18 protein-coding genes are annotated in these 17,826 nt (G+C 64.0%); 1 reads left to right on the forward strand and 17 read right to left on the reverse strand.

Features of this window, described 5'->3' with window-relative positions; all coding sequences use genetic code 11:
- Positions 1-114 precede the first annotated feature (114 nt).
- From GXB81_RS00145 to GXB81_RS00175, 7 genes are all read right to left on the reverse strand, one after another.
- Positions 115-1,779 carry a hydantoinase B/oxoprolinase family protein gene (locus GXB81_RS00145; RefSeq protein WP_205987971.1) on the reverse strand — a complete coding sequence of 555 codons (1,665 nt, stop codon included), beginning with the start codon at positions 1,777-1,779 and terminating at the stop codon, positions 115-117.
- A gap of 11 nt (positions 1,780-1,790) precedes the next feature.
- Positions 1,791-3,827 (reverse strand): hydantoinase/oxoprolinase family protein, encoded by a 2,037-nt coding sequence (locus GXB81_RS00150; protein ID WP_205987972.1) that lies wholly within the window; start codon positions 3,825-3,827, stop codon positions 1,791-1,793.
- 165 nt (positions 3,828-3,992) lie between these two features.
- Positions 3,993-4,700: an ABC transporter ATP-binding protein gene (locus GXB81_RS00155; protein WP_167044337.1), complete on the reverse strand. Its 708-nt coding sequence runs from the start codon at positions 4,698-4,700 to the stop codon at positions 3,993-3,995.
- A complete protein-coding gene (locus GXB81_RS00160) occupies positions 4,678-5,451 on the reverse strand; it encodes an ABC transporter ATP-binding protein (RefSeq protein WP_205988144.1) in 774 nt (257 codons plus the stop codon). Before GXB81_RS00160 ends, GXB81_RS00155 begins: the two co-directional genes overlap by 23 nt.
- On the reverse strand, positions 5,451-6,431 hold the full coding sequence (locus tag GXB81_RS00165; RefSeq protein ID WP_205987973.1) for a branched-chain amino acid ABC transporter permease: 981 nt from the start codon (positions 6,429-6,431) through the stop codon (positions 5,451-5,453). Before GXB81_RS00165 ends, GXB81_RS00160 begins: the two co-directional genes overlap by 1 nt.
- The gene (locus GXB81_RS00170) at positions 6,428-7,303 is read right to left on the reverse strand and encodes a branched-chain amino acid ABC transporter permease (protein WP_205987974.1); all 876 of its coding nucleotides are present in this window, start codon (positions 7,301-7,303) and stop codon (positions 6,428-6,430) included. The genes GXB81_RS00165 and GXB81_RS00170 overlap by 4 nt, the downstream gene beginning before the upstream one ends.
- A gap of 67 nt (positions 7,304-7,370) precedes the next feature.
- Positions 7,371-8,498: an ABC transporter substrate-binding protein gene (locus GXB81_RS00175; protein WP_205987975.1), complete on the reverse strand. Its 1,128-nt coding sequence runs from the start codon at positions 8,496-8,498 to the stop codon at positions 7,371-7,373.
- 169 nt (positions 8,499-8,667) lie between these two features.
- Between GXB81_RS00175 and GXB81_RS00180 the strand changes: the two genes are divergently transcribed.
- The gene (locus GXB81_RS00180) at positions 8,668-9,453 is read left to right on the forward strand and encodes an IclR family transcriptional regulator C-terminal domain-containing protein (RefSeq protein ID WP_167044350.1); all 786 of its coding nucleotides are present in this window, start codon (positions 8,668-8,670) and stop codon (positions 9,451-9,453) included.
- A gap of 75 nt (positions 9,454-9,528) precedes the next feature.
- Here the strand turns inward: GXB81_RS00180 and GXB81_RS00185 are convergent, their stop codons facing one another.
- The 10 genes from GXB81_RS00185 to GXB81_RS00230 all read right to left on the reverse strand — a co-directional run bounded on the left by GXB81_RS00185 (position 9,529) and on the right by GXB81_RS00230 (position 17,816).
- Positions 9,529-10,197 (reverse strand): GntR family transcriptional regulator, encoded by a 669-nt coding sequence (locus GXB81_RS00185; protein ID WP_167044353.1) that lies wholly within the window; start codon positions 10,195-10,197, stop codon positions 9,529-9,531.
- 100 nt (positions 10,198-10,297) lie between these two features.
- On the reverse strand, positions 10,298-11,020 hold the full coding sequence (locus GXB81_RS00190; protein WP_167044356.1) for a 2,3-bisphosphoglycerate-dependent phosphoglycerate mutase: 723 nt from the start codon (positions 11,018-11,020) through the stop codon (positions 10,298-10,300).
- A gap of 15 nt (positions 11,021-11,035) precedes the next feature.
- Positions 11,036-11,308, reverse strand: coding sequence for a hypothetical protein (locus tag GXB81_RS00195; RefSeq protein WP_167044359.1), 273 nt, complete (start codon positions 11,306-11,308; stop codon positions 11,036-11,038).
- Positions 11,301-12,089: a carboxymuconolactone decarboxylase family protein gene (locus GXB81_RS00200; protein ID WP_167044363.1), complete on the reverse strand. Its 789-nt coding sequence runs from the start codon at positions 12,087-12,089 to the stop codon at positions 11,301-11,303. Before GXB81_RS00200 ends, GXB81_RS00195 begins: the two co-directional genes overlap by 8 nt.
- A 144-nt stretch (positions 12,090-12,233) precedes the next feature.
- Positions 12,234-12,626 (reverse strand): cupin domain-containing protein, encoded by a 393-nt coding sequence (locus GXB81_RS00205; protein ID WP_167044366.1) that lies wholly within the window; start codon positions 12,624-12,626, stop codon positions 12,234-12,236.
- Positions 12,623-13,534, reverse strand: a complete 912-nt coding sequence (locus GXB81_RS00210; protein ID WP_167044369.1) for an NAD(P)-dependent oxidoreductase — start codon at positions 13,532-13,534, stop codon at positions 12,623-12,625. The genes GXB81_RS00205 and GXB81_RS00210 overlap by 4 nt, the downstream gene beginning before the upstream one ends.
- A 24-nt stretch (positions 13,535-13,558) precedes the next feature.
- Positions 13,559-14,908 (reverse strand): MFS transporter, encoded by a 1,350-nt coding sequence (locus tag GXB81_RS00215; protein WP_167044372.1) that lies wholly within the window; start codon positions 14,906-14,908, stop codon positions 13,559-13,561.
- An 85-nt stretch (positions 14,909-14,993) separates the two neighbouring features.
- Complete coding sequence (locus GXB81_RS00220) at positions 14,994-15,389, reverse strand: carboxymuconolactone decarboxylase family protein (protein ID WP_167044375.1); 396 nt, start codon at positions 15,387-15,389, stop codon at positions 14,994-14,996.
- 82 nt (positions 15,390-15,471) lie between these two features.
- On the reverse strand, positions 15,472-16,902 hold the full coding sequence (locus GXB81_RS00225; RefSeq protein WP_167044378.1) for an aldehyde dehydrogenase family protein: 1,431 nt from the start codon (positions 16,900-16,902) through the stop codon (positions 15,472-15,474).
- Positions 16,903-16,937: 35 nt separating this feature from the next.
- Positions 16,938-17,816 carry an NAD(P)-dependent oxidoreductase gene (locus tag GXB81_RS00230; protein WP_167044381.1) on the reverse strand — a complete coding sequence of 293 codons (879 nt, stop codon included), beginning with the start codon at positions 17,814-17,816 and terminating at the stop codon, positions 16,938-16,940.
- Positions 17,817-17,826: the final 10 nt, after the last annotated feature.

The following is a 17,826-nucleotide window of genomic DNA, read 5'->3' on the forward strand; positions in this document are numbered from 1 at the left end:
ACAGGGCGCGTGATGCGGACGAATCGGCTGGATATGTCATGATTTGATGGATCTGATTGCGTGACGTAAGAAGAAAATGCGACGCGCGCGACCTGCTGTGCGCCGCGCTCCGGGTTACGAAAACAGCGCTTCGGCCAGTTCGCGCGTGTAATAGCCGAGTTCGATATCGGCCTCGAGCGCATCGCGCGCGCGCTCGCCGGGATTGCCGAAGCCGCCGCCGCCCGGCGTGAACACCTCGACGATATCGCCCGCCTTCAGCACGATGCCCTGATCCTTGCTGACGTGAGGCGGCTCATACGGCTCGCCGTCGCGATAGATGACGATGCGCGTCTTGCCGCCGTCCTTGCCGCCGCGCGCGCCCGGCGGCCCGAACCGGCCGTGGTCCATCACCATCGACGCCTTCGCCGTGCCGCGCAGCAGACGCAGGCGGAAATGAATCCCCATGCCGCCGCGATACGTACCCGCGCCGCCCGATCCTTCATGAATCGCATATTGCTCGAACAGTATCGGATAATTCTGCTCCAGAATTTCCACGGGCTGCGACTTCGAAATGCCGATGGTCGAGCAGCCGTTCGTCAATCCGTCGCCGCCTGAATAGCCGCCATAGCCGCCGCCCGAAATCGCATACATCACGTACGAGCGGTTGCGTTCGGGATCGTGGCCGCCAATCGCGAGATTCGCCGTCGTGCCGGCCGGCGCCGCGAACAGCAGATCGGGCAGCGCATCGACCAGCGCATGAAACACGGCCTCGGCGATGCGCTGGCTCACTTCGGCCGCGCAGCCGGATACCGGGCGTGGATATTGCGCGTCGAGAAACGTGCCGACCGGATCGAGCACCTCGATCGGCGCGAACGTTCCCGCGTTGATCGGCACGTCCGGAAAGATGTGCTTCATCGCGAGGTACACCGATGCCTTGGTGGTCGCCAGCACGCTGTTCATCGGCCCCTGGCACGGCGGACTCGATTGCGACAGATCGAACGTCAGCGAGTCGCCCCGTTTGGTGACCGTGAGATCGATGACGAGCGGCTCGTCGACCACGCCGTCCGAATCGAGATACGAGCGGCCGCGATATTCGCCGTCCGGAATCTGCCGGATGCAATCGCGCATCTGTGCCTCGGAGCGATCGTTGAGCGCCGCGATCGCCGCTTCTATCGTGTCCTTGCCGTAACGATCGAGCATTTGCGTCAGACGTTCCGCGCCGATCGTCAGCGCCGCGGCCTGGGCCTTGATGTCGCCGATCCGCTGCTCGGCAATGCGGATGTTCGACATGATGATCGACAGCAGCTCCTCATCGAGCTGACCTTCCTTGAAGAGTTTGACGGGCGGCAAGCGCAGGCCTTCCTGCTCGATCTCCGTCGCGTGCGCGGAAAAGCCGCCCGGCACCATGCCGCCGATGTCGGGCCAGTGGCCGGTATTCGCGAGCCACGCAAACAGTTCGCCACGATAGAAGAACGGCATTGTGAAACGCACGTCCATCAGGTGCGTGCCGCCCATATACGGATCGTTGATGACGAAGATGTCGCCTTCGCGAATCTCCTTCGCACGCCGGATCACTTCCTGCGTCGAGAACTGCATCGTGCCGACGAAAATCGGCAGGCCGTAATCGCCTTGTGCAATCAGGCGCCCCGTCTCGCGATCGTAAATGCCGTTCGAACGGTCCTGCGACTCCGAAATCACCGGCGAAAACGCAGCCCGGCAAAACGCCAGATCCATTTCGTTGCAGACCTGCTGCAACCCGCTTTGAATAACGCTGAGGGTGACCGAATCGATGGTCTTCATAAGAGCCTCTTTTATCCAGCAACTTTCACGATGAGATTGCCCGCGCTATCGAGTTTCGCGGTATTGCCCGGTTCGAGCACAGTGGTCGAATCGAGCTGCTCGACGATTGCGGGGCCCGCGAATTCGCATTCGGGCAGGCGTTCGCGGCGAAAGACCGGTGTGTCGTGCCAGCCGCCCTGCTCGAACCACACCGGCCGGATGCCGACTCGCGCATCGGCAAGCGACGCTACGGGCTCGGCTTTCGCGAGCGTGCCGAGGTCCGGCACGTAGCGCTTCGCGACGATGCTGGTGTTTAGCGATACCAGTACCGGCCGCAGTTCGGACAGCTTGACCTTGAAGCGCTGCCAGTACGCTTTCTCGAACGCTTCGGCCAGCTCGGCGCGCGTCGCCTGCTCGCGGAGAATGTCGACGACCAGCAGATGGCTTTGCCCCTGGAACTGCATTTCCGCCGTGTAGCGCAACTCGATGTCGAACACGGCGATGCCGCTTTTCTCGATACGCTGGCGCCCTTCCGCGGTCTGGTGCGCGAGGCTGGCTTCGAGGTCGGCGTCGTCGATGAGACCCAGCGGTTTGTTGAACGACTGCACCAGATCGTGACGCACATCGGCGACGAGGCAGCCGAGCGCATTGGTCAAACCCGGTCGCACGGGAATCAGCACGGTCGGGATGCCGAGCTCGCGCGCAAGCGCCGTCGAATGCAGCGGCCCCGCGCCGCCGAAACCGAACAGCGCGAAATCGCGCGGATCGTAACCGCGCGCGAGACTGACGAGCCGGATCGCATTCGCCATATTCTGATTGCCGACGCGCAGGATCGCCGCCGCCGCGTCATGCACGCTCAGACCGAGCGGCTCCGCGACTTCCTTGCGAATACAGTCGGCGACGAAATCCATCGACACCTTGTTGTCGACGCTCAGGAGCTTGTCGGGATTCAGACGGCCGAGAACGAGATTGGCGTCGGTGATGGTCGGCAACGTGCCGCCCCGTCCATAGCAGATCGGGCCCGGCATCGAGCCCGCGCTTTCCGGCCCGACCTTAAGGATGCCGCCCGCGTTCACGCGCGCAATCGAGCCGCCGCCCGCGCCGACCGTATGCACGTCGACCATCGGCACATGGATCGGCATCGCGTATTCGAGTTCGAGTTCGCTCGAGACTTTCGGCACGCCCCCTTCGATCAACGCCACGTCGGACGAAGTGCCGCCCATGTCGTAAGTAATCAGGTTCGGAAAACCGCACACGCGCGACACGTGCGCGGCGGCCATCACGCCGGATGCGGGTCCGGACATCACCGTGTTGACGGCCGTGCGGCTTACCGCGCGGGCCGGCACCGTGCCGCCATTGCCTTGCATCACGAGCAGATCGGTGCCGAAGCCCGCGTTCTGCAATTCGTCCTGAAGCCGCCGCACATAGCGGTCGAGAATCGGCTGAACCGAGGCGTTGACCGCGCCCGCCGTACCTCGCTCGTACTCGCGAAACTCCGCCGTGATCTGATGGCCCGCCGTTACATATTCGTTGGGCCAATGCTCGGCGGCCAGTTCGAGCGCGCGCTGTTCATGCCCGGGATTCGAATAGGCATGCAGAAAGTGGATCAGCAGCGACTCGGCGCCCTGCTCGACGAGTCGATTCATGGCCTCGATAAACTGCCGCTCGTCGAGCGGCGTCACCACGTTGCCCGATGCATCGCAGCGTTCGTCGACTTCGACACGCAGGTTACGCGCGACGAGCGGCACGAAGTTGCCGCGTAGACCGTATGCGGTCGGGCGCGTGCGGCGCCCGAGTTCGAGCACGTCGCGAAAGCCGCGCGTCGTAATCAGGCCGACTTTCGCCAGCTTGCGCTCCAGTACCGCATTGGTCGTCGTGGTCGTGCCGTGCACGATGCTGCTGATGGTGTCGAGCGCGACACCGGTCTGTTCGAGCGCCTGCAATACGCCACGCGCCTGATTGTCCAGCGTGCTCGGCACCTTGGCGAGCCGCACGTCGCCCGTGCTGTCGTCGATGAGCACGAGATCGGTGAACGTACCCCCCACATCGATTCCGACCGTAGTCGTCATTACGTTTACTCCAGGATGAATGACTTGATGAATGTCCGTTACGGCATGCCCGAGCTCGCGGACCCCGCTTCGCCGATATTTATTAGCCATCCGTAATATTTACCGGATGGTTCGCCCTTTTCTCATCGGGCGAACCGGCGCTATCGCCGGTTCGCCGCGCCGTTGCTATTTGCCGAGGTAGGCCTCGCGAATGCGCGGATTGTTCGCCAGCTCCTTCGACGAACCGGCAATCGCAATGCTGCCGTTCTCCAGCGCATAGGCGCGCGCCGCCACCTTGAGCGCGAGCACCGTGTTCTGTTCGACGATCACCATGCTCAGGCCTTTGCGGTTGATCGCGCCGATCCGCGCGTAGACGTCTTCCGCGAGACGCGGGGCGAGGCCGAGCGACGGCTCGTCGAGCATCAGCAGACGCGGGCGCGACATCAGTGCCCGGCCGATCGCGAGCATCTGCTGCTCGCCGCCCGACAGCGACCAGCCGAGTTGCGTGCGCCGTTCGGCAAGGCGCGGGAACAGGTCGTGGACCCATTCGAGATCCTCGGCAATTTCCGCCTTCGTCGAGCGATGCGCGGTCGCGCCGACCAGCAGGTTCTCGATCACCGTGAGACCGGGGAAAATACGGCGCCCTTCAGGCACATGCGCGATGCCGAGCCGCACGCGCGCTTCCGGCGTGCGTGCGCCGAGTTCGCCGCCCTGATACTGGACGCTGCCCGATTTCAGCGGCACCAGCCCGGAGATCGCGCGCAGCAGCGTCGTTTTGCCCGCGCCGTTCGCACCGATCAGCGCAATCGCCTCGCCTTCGCGCACTTCGATATCCACGCCGCGCAGCGCGCTGATGTCGCCGTACGCGACCTTAATCTGGTTGCACTTCAACATGTTCGTAACCGGTTCCCAAGTACGCTTCGAGCACGCGAGGATCGCGCTGGATTTCGGCGGGCGTGCCCTCGGCGAGTTTTTGCCCGAAATTCAGCACGACGATCCGCTCGGCCAGGCGCATGACCATGCTCATGTTGTGCTCGATCAGCAGGATCGTCAGGTCGTGATCGGCTCGCAATTGCCTGAGCCGCGTCATCAGCGCCTCGACCTCGCCGAGATTGAGACCTGCGGCGGGCTCGTCGAGCAGCAGCAAACGCGGACGGCCCGCCAGCACCTTGGCCATTTCGACGAGACGGCGATTGCCGTAGGACAGCGAATCGATGCTGCGCGTGGCGAGCGACGCGAGTCCGAAGCGTTCGAGCATCTGCAGCGCGGCGTCGCGCCACGCCGCTTCCGCGTGACGGCGCGACGCGAACGAACCGGCCGGCGCCGGCGCGATAGCCGCGCCGAGCATCACGTTCTCGACCACGCTCAGGCGCCGGAACAGCTTGCCGTTCTGGAAGATGCGTCCCACCCCGCCACGCACGATGATGTCGGGCCGCATCCCCGTGATGTCCTTGCCGTCGAACGCGACGCGTCCCGCACTCGGCTTGTAGAGACCGGTGAGCGCGTTGAGCAGCGTGCTCTTGCCCGCGCCGTTCGGCCCGATCACCGCGAGCAGTTCCCCCGTGTCGATCCGCAGATCGACGTCGGCAAGCGCCTTCAGGCCGCCGAACGTCACGCTCAAACCATTGGCTTCGAGTAGCGGCATTATTTTTCCTCCGCGATCGGATCGAGCCGTGGCGAGCGCTGACGGCGCCGGAACACGGGCAGCCGCGCGAGACTGACGAGGCCGTCGGGCAAAACGATCAGGACGACCAGCACCAGTACACCGAAGATCAGCAGATACGCGTTGCCGGCGCCGCGCAGCAACTCGGGCAGCAGCGTGACGCCCACCGCGCCGATCACCGCGCCGACGATCGAGCCCGCGCCGCCGACCACCAGCATCGACAGATAGAGAATCGATTGCACGTACGAGAAGTCGTCCGGCGAAACGAAGCGGTTGTGGACCGCGAAGAGGCATCCGGATACGCCGGCAAATGCGCCGCCTATCGCAAACGCCGCGGCCTTCGCGCGCGTGACGGCGATGCCGCTCATGCCGGCCGCCATCTCGTCGTCGTTCACAGCGATCATGCTGCGGCCCAGGTGACTCGTGCGGACGGCTTGCGTCAGCGCACACAGCGCAACCAGCACGACGGTGGCAAACAGGTACAGTCTCGCGTCGGTGTCGAGCGCGAACGATCCGAGCGTCAGCGAGGGAATGCTGGCGATGCCGTCCGTGCCGCCCGTCAGGCTGGTCCAGTTCGACACGACGATGCCGAAGCTGACGTTCAGCCCCAGCGTCGCGAGCGCGAGATAGTGACCTTTCAGACGCAGCAGTACGATGCCCACGACATAGGCGAACGCGCCGCACAGCGCCACACCGGCCATGCTCGCGAGCCATGGACTCCAGCCCGCCTGGGTGGTCAGCACAGCCACCGTGTACGCGCCAATGCCGATGAACGCCGCCTGCCCGAGCGAAATCAGACCTGCATAACCGAACACCAGATTCAGGCCGAGCACGGCGATCGATGCGATGGCGGCCGTGGACAACAGCCGCACCATATAGTCGGAACAGAACGCCGGCAGCGCGAGCGCCACGGCCAGCGCGACGCCAACCGGTACAGCCGACAGAAAGCGTGAGCGGTTCATCCGCGATCTCCAATTCTTTCGCCGAAGATGCCCTGAGGACGCACCAGCAGGAAGGCGATCATCACGCCGAAGGCCAACAGGTCCTTGTAGGTCGACGTGAGATACGAGGCGCCGAGAATCTCCACGAGACCGACGAAGAGTCCGCCGAGAATCGCGCCCTGCACGCTGCCGAAGCCGCCAATCACCGTCGCCGCGAACGCTTTGAGCGCCACCGGTTCTCCCATGTTGACGTCGGCAAACCACATGGGGCCGACCAGCAGGCCCGCAAACGCCGAACACGCAGCCGCTAGCGCCCAGGTGACGACCAGCGTCAGCGTGACCGGCAAGCCGATCAGACGCGCCGCTTCGCTATCCTGAGCGATTGCGCGCATCGAGCGACCGATACCGGTGCGATAGAGCAGCGCGTACAGCGCCGCGATCAGGAGCGCGGTGATCACGATGGTGGCGAGCGCGTGCATGCTGATCGCCGCGCCCGCAATCGATATCGCGGTGTCGCCGAACGGGGACGGCAGGCGCGCGGGCCACGGTCCCCAGATCAGCAGCGCCGCGTTCTGCATGACGATGCCGATTGCCACCGTGCCGATGATGACCGAGACGACGGGCCTCTTGCGCAACGGCAGATGCACGCCGAGAAAGAACAGCACGCCGAACAGCGCCATGCCGATCACCGCGGCGAGATAGCCGAGCGCGATCGGAAAATGCGCCTGCACGATGGCCGCGACGCCGAAGAACGTGCCGAGCATGACGAACTGGCCCGCAGCGAAATTCACGACGCCCGTCGCCGAATAGACGATGACGAAGCCGAGCGCGGCAAGCGCATAGACGCTGCCGAGCGCGACGCCGTTCACCAGGAGTTGAAGAAGCTGTTGCATGATCCGGGTCCGCGGGACAGGGAAACGCGCGTGAACGCGGCGAATGGAAATGGCGCCTCGCTCGGCATCACTTGCTCGTGATCTGCTGGATCAGTTGCATGTCCTTGGTGCCGGGTGCGAACTTCACGATCGACACGTCATGCACGCCGTTGCCCGCGGCATCGAACGTATAGATGTGCGCCACGCCCTTGAAGTCCTTCAACGTGCGCAGATAGTCGCGCACCTTGACCGGATCGGTGCCGACTGTGCGCATCGCCTGCGCCATCATCATCGCGCCGTCGTAATAGGCGGCGGCATACGGATCGGCGTCCACGCCGTAGGCGGCCTTGAACCGCTTGAGGAACGATTGCGCCGCGGGCTGCGAGGTCAGCATCGCATCGACGACGCCGTAGACGCCTTGCAGATCGTCAGGCGAAATCAGTTGCATCGCGGCCGGCACGAACGCGGCCGACGACGAAACGACCGGCGTCTTGAGGCCGAGCAGGTTGATCTGATGCAGCAGCAACGCGCCGTCCTGCGGATAGACGAACAGGAGGATCGAATCGGCGCCCTTGTTCTTCAGGGACAGGATCTGCGCGGACATGTCCTTGTCGTTCTGGCCATAGGCTTCGGCGCCCACCACCGTAATCCCCGCTGCCGCAAATGCCTTCTGCGCGGCCTTCGCGCCGCCCTGGCCGAAGTCGTTCTGGATGTAGAGGATGCCGGGTTTCGTCGAGTGCAACTGTTCGTGCGCGTAACGCGCCATCGCCTCGGCCGTCAGGCCGTCGCTCGGACGGATGCGGAACATCCACGGGTTCTTCTGCTCCGCGACGATGTCGGCACCGCCCGCGTACATGGCCGGACGCTGCGCCTTCAGCACTTCCGGGCCGACCGCGACGTTCTGCGTGCTGTAACTCGTCAGGAATACGAAATCGGGCTTCTGCTCCTGCACGACCTTGATGAACGCGTTGATCGCAGTGCCGTTCGACGCCTGCGCATCCTGGAACGACAGGCCGACCTTGCGACCATTGATACCGCCGCCCGCGTTGATGTCCTGCTCCGCCAGCTTGAGCGCATCGACATAGCCCTTGCCCGTCAGGGACAATGCTCCCGTCATCGGCGCTGTCACGCCGACGGGTATCTGCTGGGCCCATGCCGCGCAAGGTGAAACGGCTGCGCCAGCGGTGAGCCATGCACAGGCGATACGAAGTGACATTGCGCGCTTCAGGTACGTGATCATCGTTGGATCTCCAAGGGCTAGCGATTTATTGCGGTGTCTCGATTTTCGAAATATAGTTTCGATTTACGATTCATGGTGCGTGGCCAAATAAGCGTTGTCAAGCCAGGCAACGCCCTTTAATCCATCAAAAATCAGGAAGAACGACATGCCGGGTCTGGACGACGCCCCCCCGCTCGAGCGCTACATGCGCATCCTTGAATTGCTGGCCGGCTTTCCGGACGGTCTATCGCTGTCGGAAATCACGGCCATGCTGGGCTTGCCGAAACCGAGCGGTCACCGGCTGCTCAAGTCGATGCTGGAATGCCGGCTGGTGGAGACGAGAAAAGGGGGGGCGACGAGCTATCTGGTCGGCGCGCGGATGCGCCGCCTCATCTACGCCACGACGAAGAATGCGTGGCTGGACTCCGTGGTGCGAGGCTATCTGCGCGAACTCGTGCAGGAGACGGGCGAAACGGCCTACATCACGAAACTGGAGCACGGTGTGGTCCGCTCCATCCTCACGGAAGCACCGGACACGCCATGGCGCGGTTATGTGCTGCCCGGCAGCGAGATGCACGTCTTCAATGCCGCGACGGCTAAAGCCATCGCCGCCTATCAGGATGCCGAAACGGTTGAGCACCTTCTCGCCCAGCCGCTCACGCAAAGGACGAGCAAGACCAAGAGCGAAAAATCGGAAGTGATGGCGGATCTGGAGAACGTGCGTGCACGGGGATACGCAACGTGCCTGGGCGAGGTCGACGAGGGACTGGCGGCCATCGGCGTCCCCCTGATGCTCGGACGCGGCGAGGTCATTTTCAGCCTCGGCATTACGGGGCCCTATCGCCGGGTGGTGGACCAGGGAATCGAAAAGCTGGCTGAAACAATGAAGCGATACGCGGCGGAGATGTCGGCGGCGATTACCGTGGGGTTTGAAAAGCAGCGGGAGAGTTGAGGCAGGGCCCGGAGAACGACTCTCATCGCTTCGGATCATGGCGCACAACAGCTGCATCACGCGGATGCGCAGACGCTACTCGGTGTCTTCCAGCATCCGCTGCGCTGCCTTCTCGGCATTCGCTACGTGCAGCCGCGCAAGCTCCTGGGCCGCATCGGCGTCGCGTGCCTTCAGCGCCTTATAAAGCTTGTCGATTTCGCGCAGACTATTGGGCAGCCGGTCCGGATTCATCAACGACGTCGTACGCAGCAGATTGATGCGCGAATAAAGACTGTTAAGGACTTCCCTGACGAGCGTGTTGCCGCAGTTATCGAGCAGCACGCCATAGAGTGCCGTCTTCGCGCGCAGCACGCCGTCCTGGTTCTGCGCGACAGCTTCCGCGCGCAGCTCCTTCGCGACCTCGCCAAAGCGCGCGATTGCATCGTCGCTGGCAAGGCGGGCGAACTCATGCGCGGCGAAACCTTCGAGCAGACCACGCAGCGCGTACAGCTCGCTGGCTTCGTGTTTCGACATGACGGCGACGATCGGCCCCTTGTGCGGCACGTTGCGCACGAGCTTTTCGGCTTCGAGCCTGCGCAGCGCCTCACGCACCGACGTACGGCTCACGCCGAGCGTCTCGCACAATTCCCGTTCGATAAGGCGCGCACCAGGTGCGAAACGCCCGCTTACAATCGCTTGCCGAAGCACATTTTCCACCTGATGACGCAGCGTCTCAGGCCTCACCAGGTCCATGTCTGTTAGCATTATTGTATTCCCGTCCGACAAAATTCAGCCTCCATGATACTTCACCGGTATCGTGACGGACAGCATCCATAGCCCATCACGGCGAGAAACGGCATGCCTTTCAGCGGGTCGGGAGCAGCGCGCCGAGCGGCATGCGCGAACAGATCTCAAGCGCGGCGTCGAACCTCATCACGAGCGGTTCGGCATGCGCGACCTCGACCTGCGCGATCGCGTCATCGCCAATCTGGTCGAGCTGCTTGAACAGCGCGCGCAACGAGTTGCCGTGACCGACCATCAGCACCGACTGCCCACGCACGAGTGCCGGCGCGACGCAGTCGTCCCACAGCGGCAGCACGCGATGCAGCGTATCGCGCAGGCTCTCGGTGCGCGGCAGCGCAGCGGGCGCGGGCATCGCGTCATCGCACAGCGCGCCCACCAGCTTCGCATGCGCGACGGCATCGAGCGGCGGCGGCGCAAGGTCGAAACCGCGCCGCCATTGCCGCACGCATTGCGCGCCATACGCGAGCGCTGCCTCATCTTTTTCCATGCCGGTCAGCGCTCCGTAGTGCCGATCGTTCAGCCGCCACGAGCGAATCGTTTTCGACACCGGCCGGTCGAACGTGTGCAACGCGTGCGTGAGCGTATCGGTGGCTCGTGATAATGCCGACGTAACCGCAAGGTCGAAGTGCAGACCCGCGGCGCGCAACTGCTCACCGACGCGCTGGGCATCCGTCACGCCCTGCGCGGAGAGTCCGACGTCGCTCCAGCCGGTGAAGCGGTTCGCGCGATTCCATACCGATTGGCCGTGTCGCAATACGACAAGCGTGGCGGATTGACTGCTCATGGGGAGCATCGCACGTCAGTTGTAGCCGAGAATCGCGACGGCCCGCACACTCGTGTGCTCGTTGCCGTTCGACGCAAGTGCCGACAGGGGCGGCGATTGCATTGCGCGCCACGCGGAATGGCACGGCCCAGCTGTCTTGCCGGCTACCGATGAAAATGCGGACGAAAACGCGGACGCAATCGCAGAGGTGAATATCGTGCGCGGCGCATCGACATTGTGCGAGTCGGACAGGTCGCCCGGCGCGGCACGCAACGAAAACATCGGCTCGGGTTTTGTGGCATCACGCATGCGGTTTCTCCGGCGCGCCAGCGGCATTCGCCAGCGCGGCTTCGAGCAGCGGCGCGCCCAGTTCCGCGCCGTGGATGCCCGTCACGCTGACGATCTCCAGCAATTCCATCAGTTCTTCAGCCGTCGCTCCATAATGCAGCGCATTGCGCATGTGCAGCTTGAGGCCGGGTACGTACAGATGCGTGGCCGACGCATCGAACGCACAATACATGAATTCCTTGAGCTTCGGGCTCAGCACACCGCTACGCCACGGCACCGAAGAGAATTCGACGTATGCGTCGAACAGGTCCGGATCGAGTTCGAGCAGCCCTTCCCAGCTCGGATGCCAGTAGCCGCGGTTCTTCTCGAACGCGGCTTTCAGCGCCTGCCGCCGCTCGTCGAGTGGGGCCGGGCCGTCGCGCAAGCCCTCTTCTTCCAGAACTTCCAGCAGCACCGGCACGCCGACGTTGCTGGTATGAATACCGATCGTGCTGATCAATTCGAGTACTTCGACCAGTTCATCGCGCGTCGCGCCGAACGATAGTGCCCGCTCGATGTGACGCGCCACACCGGGCGCATAGAGCTGCGTCGCGCAGGCGTCGGCAGCCAGCGCGATGAACGCGCGGGTCTTGTCGTCGAGATGGTTGCGCCGCCGCGGTACGCCGGCGAACTTCAGATACGCGGCGACGAAAACCGGGGCGAGCCTCATGAGGCTGTCCCACTCGGGACTCGCCTGACCGTGCAGGCTCGCGAGTTCGTCGCGCAGGCGTGACAGATCGGGTTGCGGCGGAGTCTGGGTCATGATGTCAATTCCATCGAAGGCTTAACAATATCGGCAACCTCACATCGGTGGCGCGCGCCGGACAGCTTCAGCTTCGCGGCGAACCGGACGCGAAAGTCGGCCCGAACGCAGGCTGGAACATCGACGCGCGCGACGGCACGAACCTCAGCCCCCCACACCCTTCGGATAATCGGCTTGCGCGACCTCTTCCTGCCACGTCCCCTTGCCGATCGACGTCGCGATATGAACCATGTAGCTGCCTTCGCTCGCGCCGTGCCAGTGACGCTCGTTCGGGCCGATGAACACGATGTCGCCCTGGCGGATCGGCCGCGGCTCCTCGCCGTCGAGGCAAATCCAGCCCTGGCCGGCCGTCACCTGCAGCACCTGGCCGTACTCGTGCGTGTGCCAGTAGGTACGTCCGCCCGGTTCGAAACACACCGTGTTGATCGTCACGCCGTTGGTCGCGGGCATCACCGGATCGGCCCAGACCGTCCCCGTGAACGTATCGCCGCGACGCTCGGACATTGCGCCTGCCGCTCTGCCGTGAAAGACTTTCATGCTTTTTTCTCCTTTGCTCCGTCGAACAGCCGGACGCCGCCCGACACGTCGCCGATCGCATCGACGACCCGATTGCTGATCACATCTCCATAGCCGAGCGCGGTGCCGAGCCCGAAGCTCGCGAGCGGCCCCGCCGCGTTCAGCGACATCACACCGAGTTCGCGCACGCGATCGACGTACAGCACGACGTCCTTCGTCATGAGCTTGCCGGTCAGGCCACCTTCGAGATAATCGCCGTCGACGATTTTCGGAAAACGGTTGAGCGTCGCGAAGTTGACACCACTGCTACTGTTCAGCACATCGAGCAGCAGGTGCAGGTCGAGCCCGGCCTTCTTGCCCGCCACCATCACCTCGGCACTCGCAGCCAGGCTCACTGCGTTCAGGAAGTTGTTGAGCAGCTTGGTCGTGTGACCGGCGCCGCTCCCGCCCATGTATGCGACCTTCGAGCTGATCGGCCCGAACGCCCATTGCAGTTCGGCAACCGCTTCGGCCTCGCCGCCCACCATCAGCGTCAGCGTGCCCTTCTCGGCTGCGGCCGCGCCACCCGAAATACCCGCGTCGACGTAACGCACGCCGCGCTCGGCGAAGCGCTTCGCGAGGCGAATCGTCGAACTCGCGGCGGCCGTGCTCAGATCGACGACGATCTGTCCGGCGCGGCAATGCGCGAGCACACCGTCCTCGCCTTCGACGACCGCTTCGACCACCTTGCTGTCAGGCAGCGACAGCATCACGACGTCCGCGTAGCCGACCACTTCGCGCAGCGTGCCGGCAGCCTGCGCGCCGGCTGCTTCGACGCGCTCCCGCGCCGTGTCGTAACCGAGCACCGCGATGCCCGCGCCAACGAGGCGCTGCGCCATGCGTCCGCCCATGTTGCCGAGGCCGATAAAACCTACCCTTTCCTTGTTCATGACTTCCGTTCCTCTGCTTCGCAATTAGAAATCGACATCTTTCGTTTCCGGACCCATCATCGCGCCGATCATGCCGAGCAGCCCGCCCACGCACAGCAGCACGACCGACGTGAGCCGCAGCGGCATGAACGCGCCGAGCCAGTTCATATAGAACGCGTAGAACGACGGGATGATGACCGAGAGGCTGAAGCCGACGCCGAAGCCGGTCGCGCGCACGTCCGTCACGAACCGCTCGTTGATGTACGTGACGATCACGCCCCACGGCGACGTGACGAGCACCGCGAGTACGCAGGTCAGCAGCATGATGGCCGGCAACGACAGTCCGTCCACGTTCGCGAGCACGTACAGCAGCACGGCGCCGAGCGTGGCGATCAGCGGACCGACGATCACGAAGAAGCGACGTCGTCCGATACGCTGCGCGACCAGACCCGAGGCGATGTAGCTGAAAAACAGCACGAAGTACGTGAGCATCAGCGTGGCGGTCATCTGGAAGCCGGTCAGGTGCAGCGTCTTCACGAGCAGCCCCGTGGGCAGGAAGATCGTAATGATGTTCTGCGTGAGCCAGAAGCCCGTCATCATCACCAGCACCTGCAGCAGGTTGCGCCCGCTCTTGCCGCGCAGCAGATCGGAAAGCGGCAGTTTTTCGGTGACCGTCGGCTTGTCGGCGGCCTCGCTCTTCCAGACTTCCGATTCGGCGACCTTGCGCACGTAGTACATCGCGAGCAGGCCCGCGAGCGCCGCACCGAGCACAAACGGAATGCGCCAGCCCCATTGCGCGTACGGCGAATTCATGCCGCTCAGCGGAAAGAGCGCGAACATCAGCATCGCAACGAGGTTGATCGTCACGTACGCGGCCGGAAATCCGGCAATGATGAAGCCGCCGACGAAACCACGCTGCTCCTTCTTCGCATACTCGATCGCGAGCGGCATCGCACCGGTGTAGCCGCCGCCGAGAAAGATCCCGTCGACGAACCGCAGCAGCACCAGCAGCCAGTACGACGCGATGCCGATGTGCTGATAGCCAGGCAGAAGCGCGATCAGCAACGTCACCACGCCGAAGCCCGACACCGACCAGATCGAGGCCTTGCGACGCCCGATGCGGTCCGCGATCATGCCGAACAGCAGCGAGCCGACCGGCCGTCCGAGCAGCGTCGTGATGAACACCAGCGATGCGAGAATCGCCTCCATGCCCGCCGACAGATGCGGCGGCTGAAAATAGCCGAGTACGGGCGAAAGCACCACCACCGGCAAATAGATATCGAACATGTCGATGAATTCGGAAAAGAACGCGCCCTTGATCGCGTTGCGTCTCTTCGTTTCGATCGACTGTTCGCCCTCCGACTCTACGACGTCATGCGCAGTCAGCGCTTTCATGGCTGTCTCCATTCGTTATGCGCACCGCGCGCGGTGCGGGTTCTCCCTGCGTTACCCCGTGGCTTTCGTGTGCTTTTTTGCCGGATCAGGAAGCCGCCGCTTCGGCTTCGTATGCCTTGATCGCCTCGCTCGCGACGCGAAACGCCGCCAGCGCGAGCGGCGCGCCGCAATACGCAGCCGCCTGCATCAGCACCGCGCGGATCTCTTCCTTCGTCACGCCATTGCGCAGCGCGCCCTTTACATGCACCGCCAGCTCGTGGTGCTGGCTCATCGCGGTGAGCATGCCGAGGTTCAGCATGCTGCGCGTCTTGAACGACAGCGTCGGGTCGCCCCAGATGTCGCCCCAGCAGCTTTCGGTGACGAACTTCTGCATCGGCCGGTTGAAGTCGTCGGCATTCGCCCACGATTTCTCGACGTGCGCGGCGCCGAGCACTTCCTTGCGGTTGTTGAAGCCTTTGTTGAAACGGTCGTTGGTATCCATCGCGATTCCTCAGTAGTTCAGACTGTTTTTAAAACGGTGCGCCAGGCAGGCATGATGCGAACCGGTCTGCGCGCGGAAATTTTCACTCTGCGCCGTAACCGACCATCGCCTTGGTTTCCAGGTATTCGCGCAAGCCGGCTTCGCCCCACTCGCGCCCGTTGCCCGAGCGCTTATAGCCGCCGAAAGGCGCCTGGAAATCGGCGGGCGGGTAATTCAGATGTACGCCGCCCGCGCGCAACGCGCGGCCCACCTTGCGCGCACGCGCGAGATCGGCGGATTGCACGTAGGCCGCGAGACCGTAGTCGGTGCCGTTCGCGATCGCGATCGCCTCTTCTTCCGAGTCGTAGGGAATCATCGACAGCACCGGCCCGAAGATCTCCTCGCGCGCGATCGTCATGTGCGGCGCGACATCGGCGAACACTGTCGGGCGCGCATAGTAGCCCGCGTCGATGCCGTCCGGCCGTCCGATGCCGCCCGTGACGAGGCGCGCGCCTTCGTCGATACCGGTCTGGATCAGCGCCTGCACACGCTTGAACTGACTCGCGTTGACAAGCGGGCCGAGCTGCGTCGCCGGATCGTCGGTCGGGCCGGTGCGATACGCCTGCGCCGCGTGCTTCGCGATCTGCGCCGCGTCGTTCATCAGATGACGCGGCACCAGCATGCGCGTCGGGATCGAACACGACTGGCCCGAATTCGTAAAGCACGCTGCCACGCCGCGTGTAACCGCCTGTTCGAGATCGACGTCGTCGAGCAGGAGGTTGGCGGACTTGCCGCCGAGTTCCTGCGCGACGCGCTTCACGGTCTCGGCCGCCGATTGTGCGACCAGCACGCCCGCGCGCGTCGAGCCGGTAAACGACACCATGTCGATGTCCGGATGACTCGCAATCGCCGCGCCGACACCCGGACCATCGCCATTGACGAGATTGAACACGCCGGCGGGCACGCCCGCGTCATGCAGCACTTCCGCGAACGCCAGCGCGCTGAGCGGCGAATACTCGCTCGGCTTGAGCACCATCGTGCAGCCCGCGGCCAGCGCCGGTGCGATCTTCACGACGATCTGATTGATCGGCCAGTTCCACGGCGTGATGAGTCCGCAGACGCCGATCGGTTCCAGCACGACACGCGTATTGCCGCGCTGTTCCTCGAATTCGAAACGCTCGAGCACCTCGATCAATGCGTTCAGATGCGCCGGTCCGCGCGCGGCCTGACCGTTGCGCGCAAACGTGATCGGCGCACCCATTTCGCGGCGCATCAATTCGGCGAATTCGTCGTAACGACGTTCGTAGACGGCGACGACGCGCTTGAGCAACGCCACCCGCTCGGCCACGCTGGTCGCGGACCACGCCGGAAATGCGCGGCGCGCGGCGGCGACCGCGCGATCGACATCGGCCGCGTTGCCGAGCGCAAGCTTGTCGAAGACCTTTTCCGTCGATGGATCGACGAGGTCGAACCAGACGGCGGACGCGGGTTCGACCCACTGTCCGTCGATATAGAACTGTGCAGCATGTGACATGACAGGCTCCAGAATCGGTGAATCGGAAGGCGGCCTCAGGAAGCCGCGCCGGGCAACAGCCGGTACATTTCGGTGTGATCGGTCACGGGCGTCGACTGCTGTGCCGCTTCGTTCCACACCTCGATGCAGGCCGTGCCAAATGTCATCGGATGGCCGACCGCCTGCGCGAGCGCATACGCGATCTTCAGATCCTTGTTCATCAGCTGCAGCGCGAAGCCCCACGCAAACGTGCCGCTCAGCATGAACTGCTTGACCTTGTTTTCCGACGTATTGCTGCGCCCCGACGACGCGTTGAGCACGTCTGTCATCACAGCCGGCTCGATGCCGAAACGGCTCGCGATCTGCAGCGCCTCGACCGTCGCGGTCAGTCCCGCCGCCGACACATAATTGTTGAGCGCCTTGGCCGCATGACCGGCGCCCGCGCCGCCGATATGCAGCACGCTCGCGCCCATCGCATCGAGCAACGCCTTGCAGCGCGCAAGCACCTGCGCGTCGCCGCCGACGAGAATCGCGAGCGAGCCCTCCTTCGCGCGCTTGACGCCGCCCGACACCGGCGCATCGAGATACGCAAGGCCGCGCGCTTCGAGCGTCCTGCCGAGTTCGCGCGAACGCTCCGGTTCCGACGAACTCATGTCGATGACGACAGCGCCCCGCGCGAGTTTCGCGGCCCAACCGTCGCCGAGCACCACGGCCTCGACAATCGCCGAGTTCGGCAGCATCGTGATCAATGCATCGAGCGATGCCGCGTTGTCGTCATTCAGACGCTGCGCACCGGTTTGCTCGGCGAGCGCGGCGGCGCGTGCGGCGTCAGCGTCGGCGATGAACAGTTCGAAGCCGGCTCTGCACAGGCACTGCACCATCGGCGCGCCCATCATGCCGAGACCGACGAAACCGATCCGCTTGAGTTGTGTCATTGCGAGACCT

The organism is Paraburkholderia sp. Ac-20336, assembly GCF_017105025.1.
In the GTDB taxonomy this organism is placed as follows: Bacteria; Pseudomonadota; Gammaproteobacteria; order Burkholderiales; family Burkholderiaceae; genus Paraburkholderia.

Bases quoted from the DNA above. Each gene is read 5' to 3' on its own strand.
- GXB81_RS00145 (WP_205987971.1), bottom strand. From the start codon at position 1,779: ATGAAGACCATCGATTCGGTCACCCTCAGCGTTATTCAAAGCGGGTTG.
- GXB81_RS00150 (WP_205987972.1), bottom strand. From the start codon at position 3,827: ATGACGACTACGGTCGGAATCGATGTGGGGGGTACGTTCACCGATCTC.
- GXB81_RS00155 (WP_167044337.1), bottom strand. From the start codon at position 4,700: ATGTTGAAGTGCAACCAGATTAAGGTCGCGTACGGCGACATCAGCGCG.
- GXB81_RS00160 (WP_205988144.1), bottom strand. From the start codon at position 5,451: ATGCCGCTACTCGAAGCCAATGGTTTGAGCGTGACGTTCGGCGGCCTG.
- GXB81_RS00165 (WP_205987973.1), bottom strand. From the start codon at position 6,431: ATGAACCGCTCACGCTTTCTGTCGGCTGTACCGGTTGGCGTCGCGCTG.
- GXB81_RS00170 (WP_205987974.1), bottom strand. From the start codon at position 7,303: ATGCAACAGCTTCTTCAACTCCTGGTGAACGGCGTCGCGCTCGGCAGC.
- GXB81_RS00175 (WP_205987975.1), bottom strand. From the start codon at position 8,498: ATGTCACTTCGTATCGCCTGTGCATGGCTCACCGCTGGCGCAGCCGTT.
- GXB81_RS00180 (WP_167044350.1), top strand. From the start codon at position 8,668: ATGCCGGGTCTGGACGACGCCCCCCCGCTCGAGCGCTACATGCGCATC.
- GXB81_RS00185 (WP_167044353.1), bottom strand. From the start codon at position 10,197: ATGCTAACAGACATGGACCTGGTGAGGCCTGAGACGCTGCGTCATCAG.
- GXB81_RS00190 (WP_167044356.1), bottom strand. From the start codon at position 11,020: ATGAGCAGTCAATCCGCCACGCTTGTCGTATTGCGACACGGCCAATCG.
- GXB81_RS00195 (WP_167044359.1), bottom strand. From the start codon at position 11,308: ATGCGTGATGCCACAAAACCCGAGCCGATGTTTTCGTTGCGTGCCGCG.
- GXB81_RS00200 (WP_167044363.1), bottom strand. From the start codon at position 12,089: ATGACCCAGACTCCGCCGCAACCCGATCTGTCACGCCTGCGCGACGAA.
- GXB81_RS00205 (WP_167044366.1), bottom strand. From the start codon at position 12,626: ATGAAAGTCTTTCACGGCAGAGCGGCAGGCGCAATGTCCGAGCGTCGC.
- GXB81_RS00210 (WP_167044369.1), bottom strand. From the start codon at position 13,534: ATGAACAAGGAAAGGGTAGGTTTTATCGGCCTCGGCAACATGGGCGGA.
- GXB81_RS00215 (WP_167044372.1), bottom strand. From the start codon at position 14,908: ATGAAAGCGCTGACTGCGCATGACGTCGTAGAGTCGGAGGGCGAACAG.
- GXB81_RS00220 (WP_167044375.1), bottom strand. From the start codon at position 15,389: ATGGATACCAACGACCGTTTCAACAAAGGCTTCAACAACCGCAAGGAA.
- GXB81_RS00225 (WP_167044378.1), bottom strand. From the start codon at position 16,902: ATGTCACATGCTGCACAGTTCTATATCGACGGACAGTGGGTCGAACCC.
- GXB81_RS00230 (WP_167044381.1), bottom strand. From the start codon at position 17,816: ATGACACAACTCAAGCGGATCGGTTTCGTCGGTCTCGGCATGATGGGC.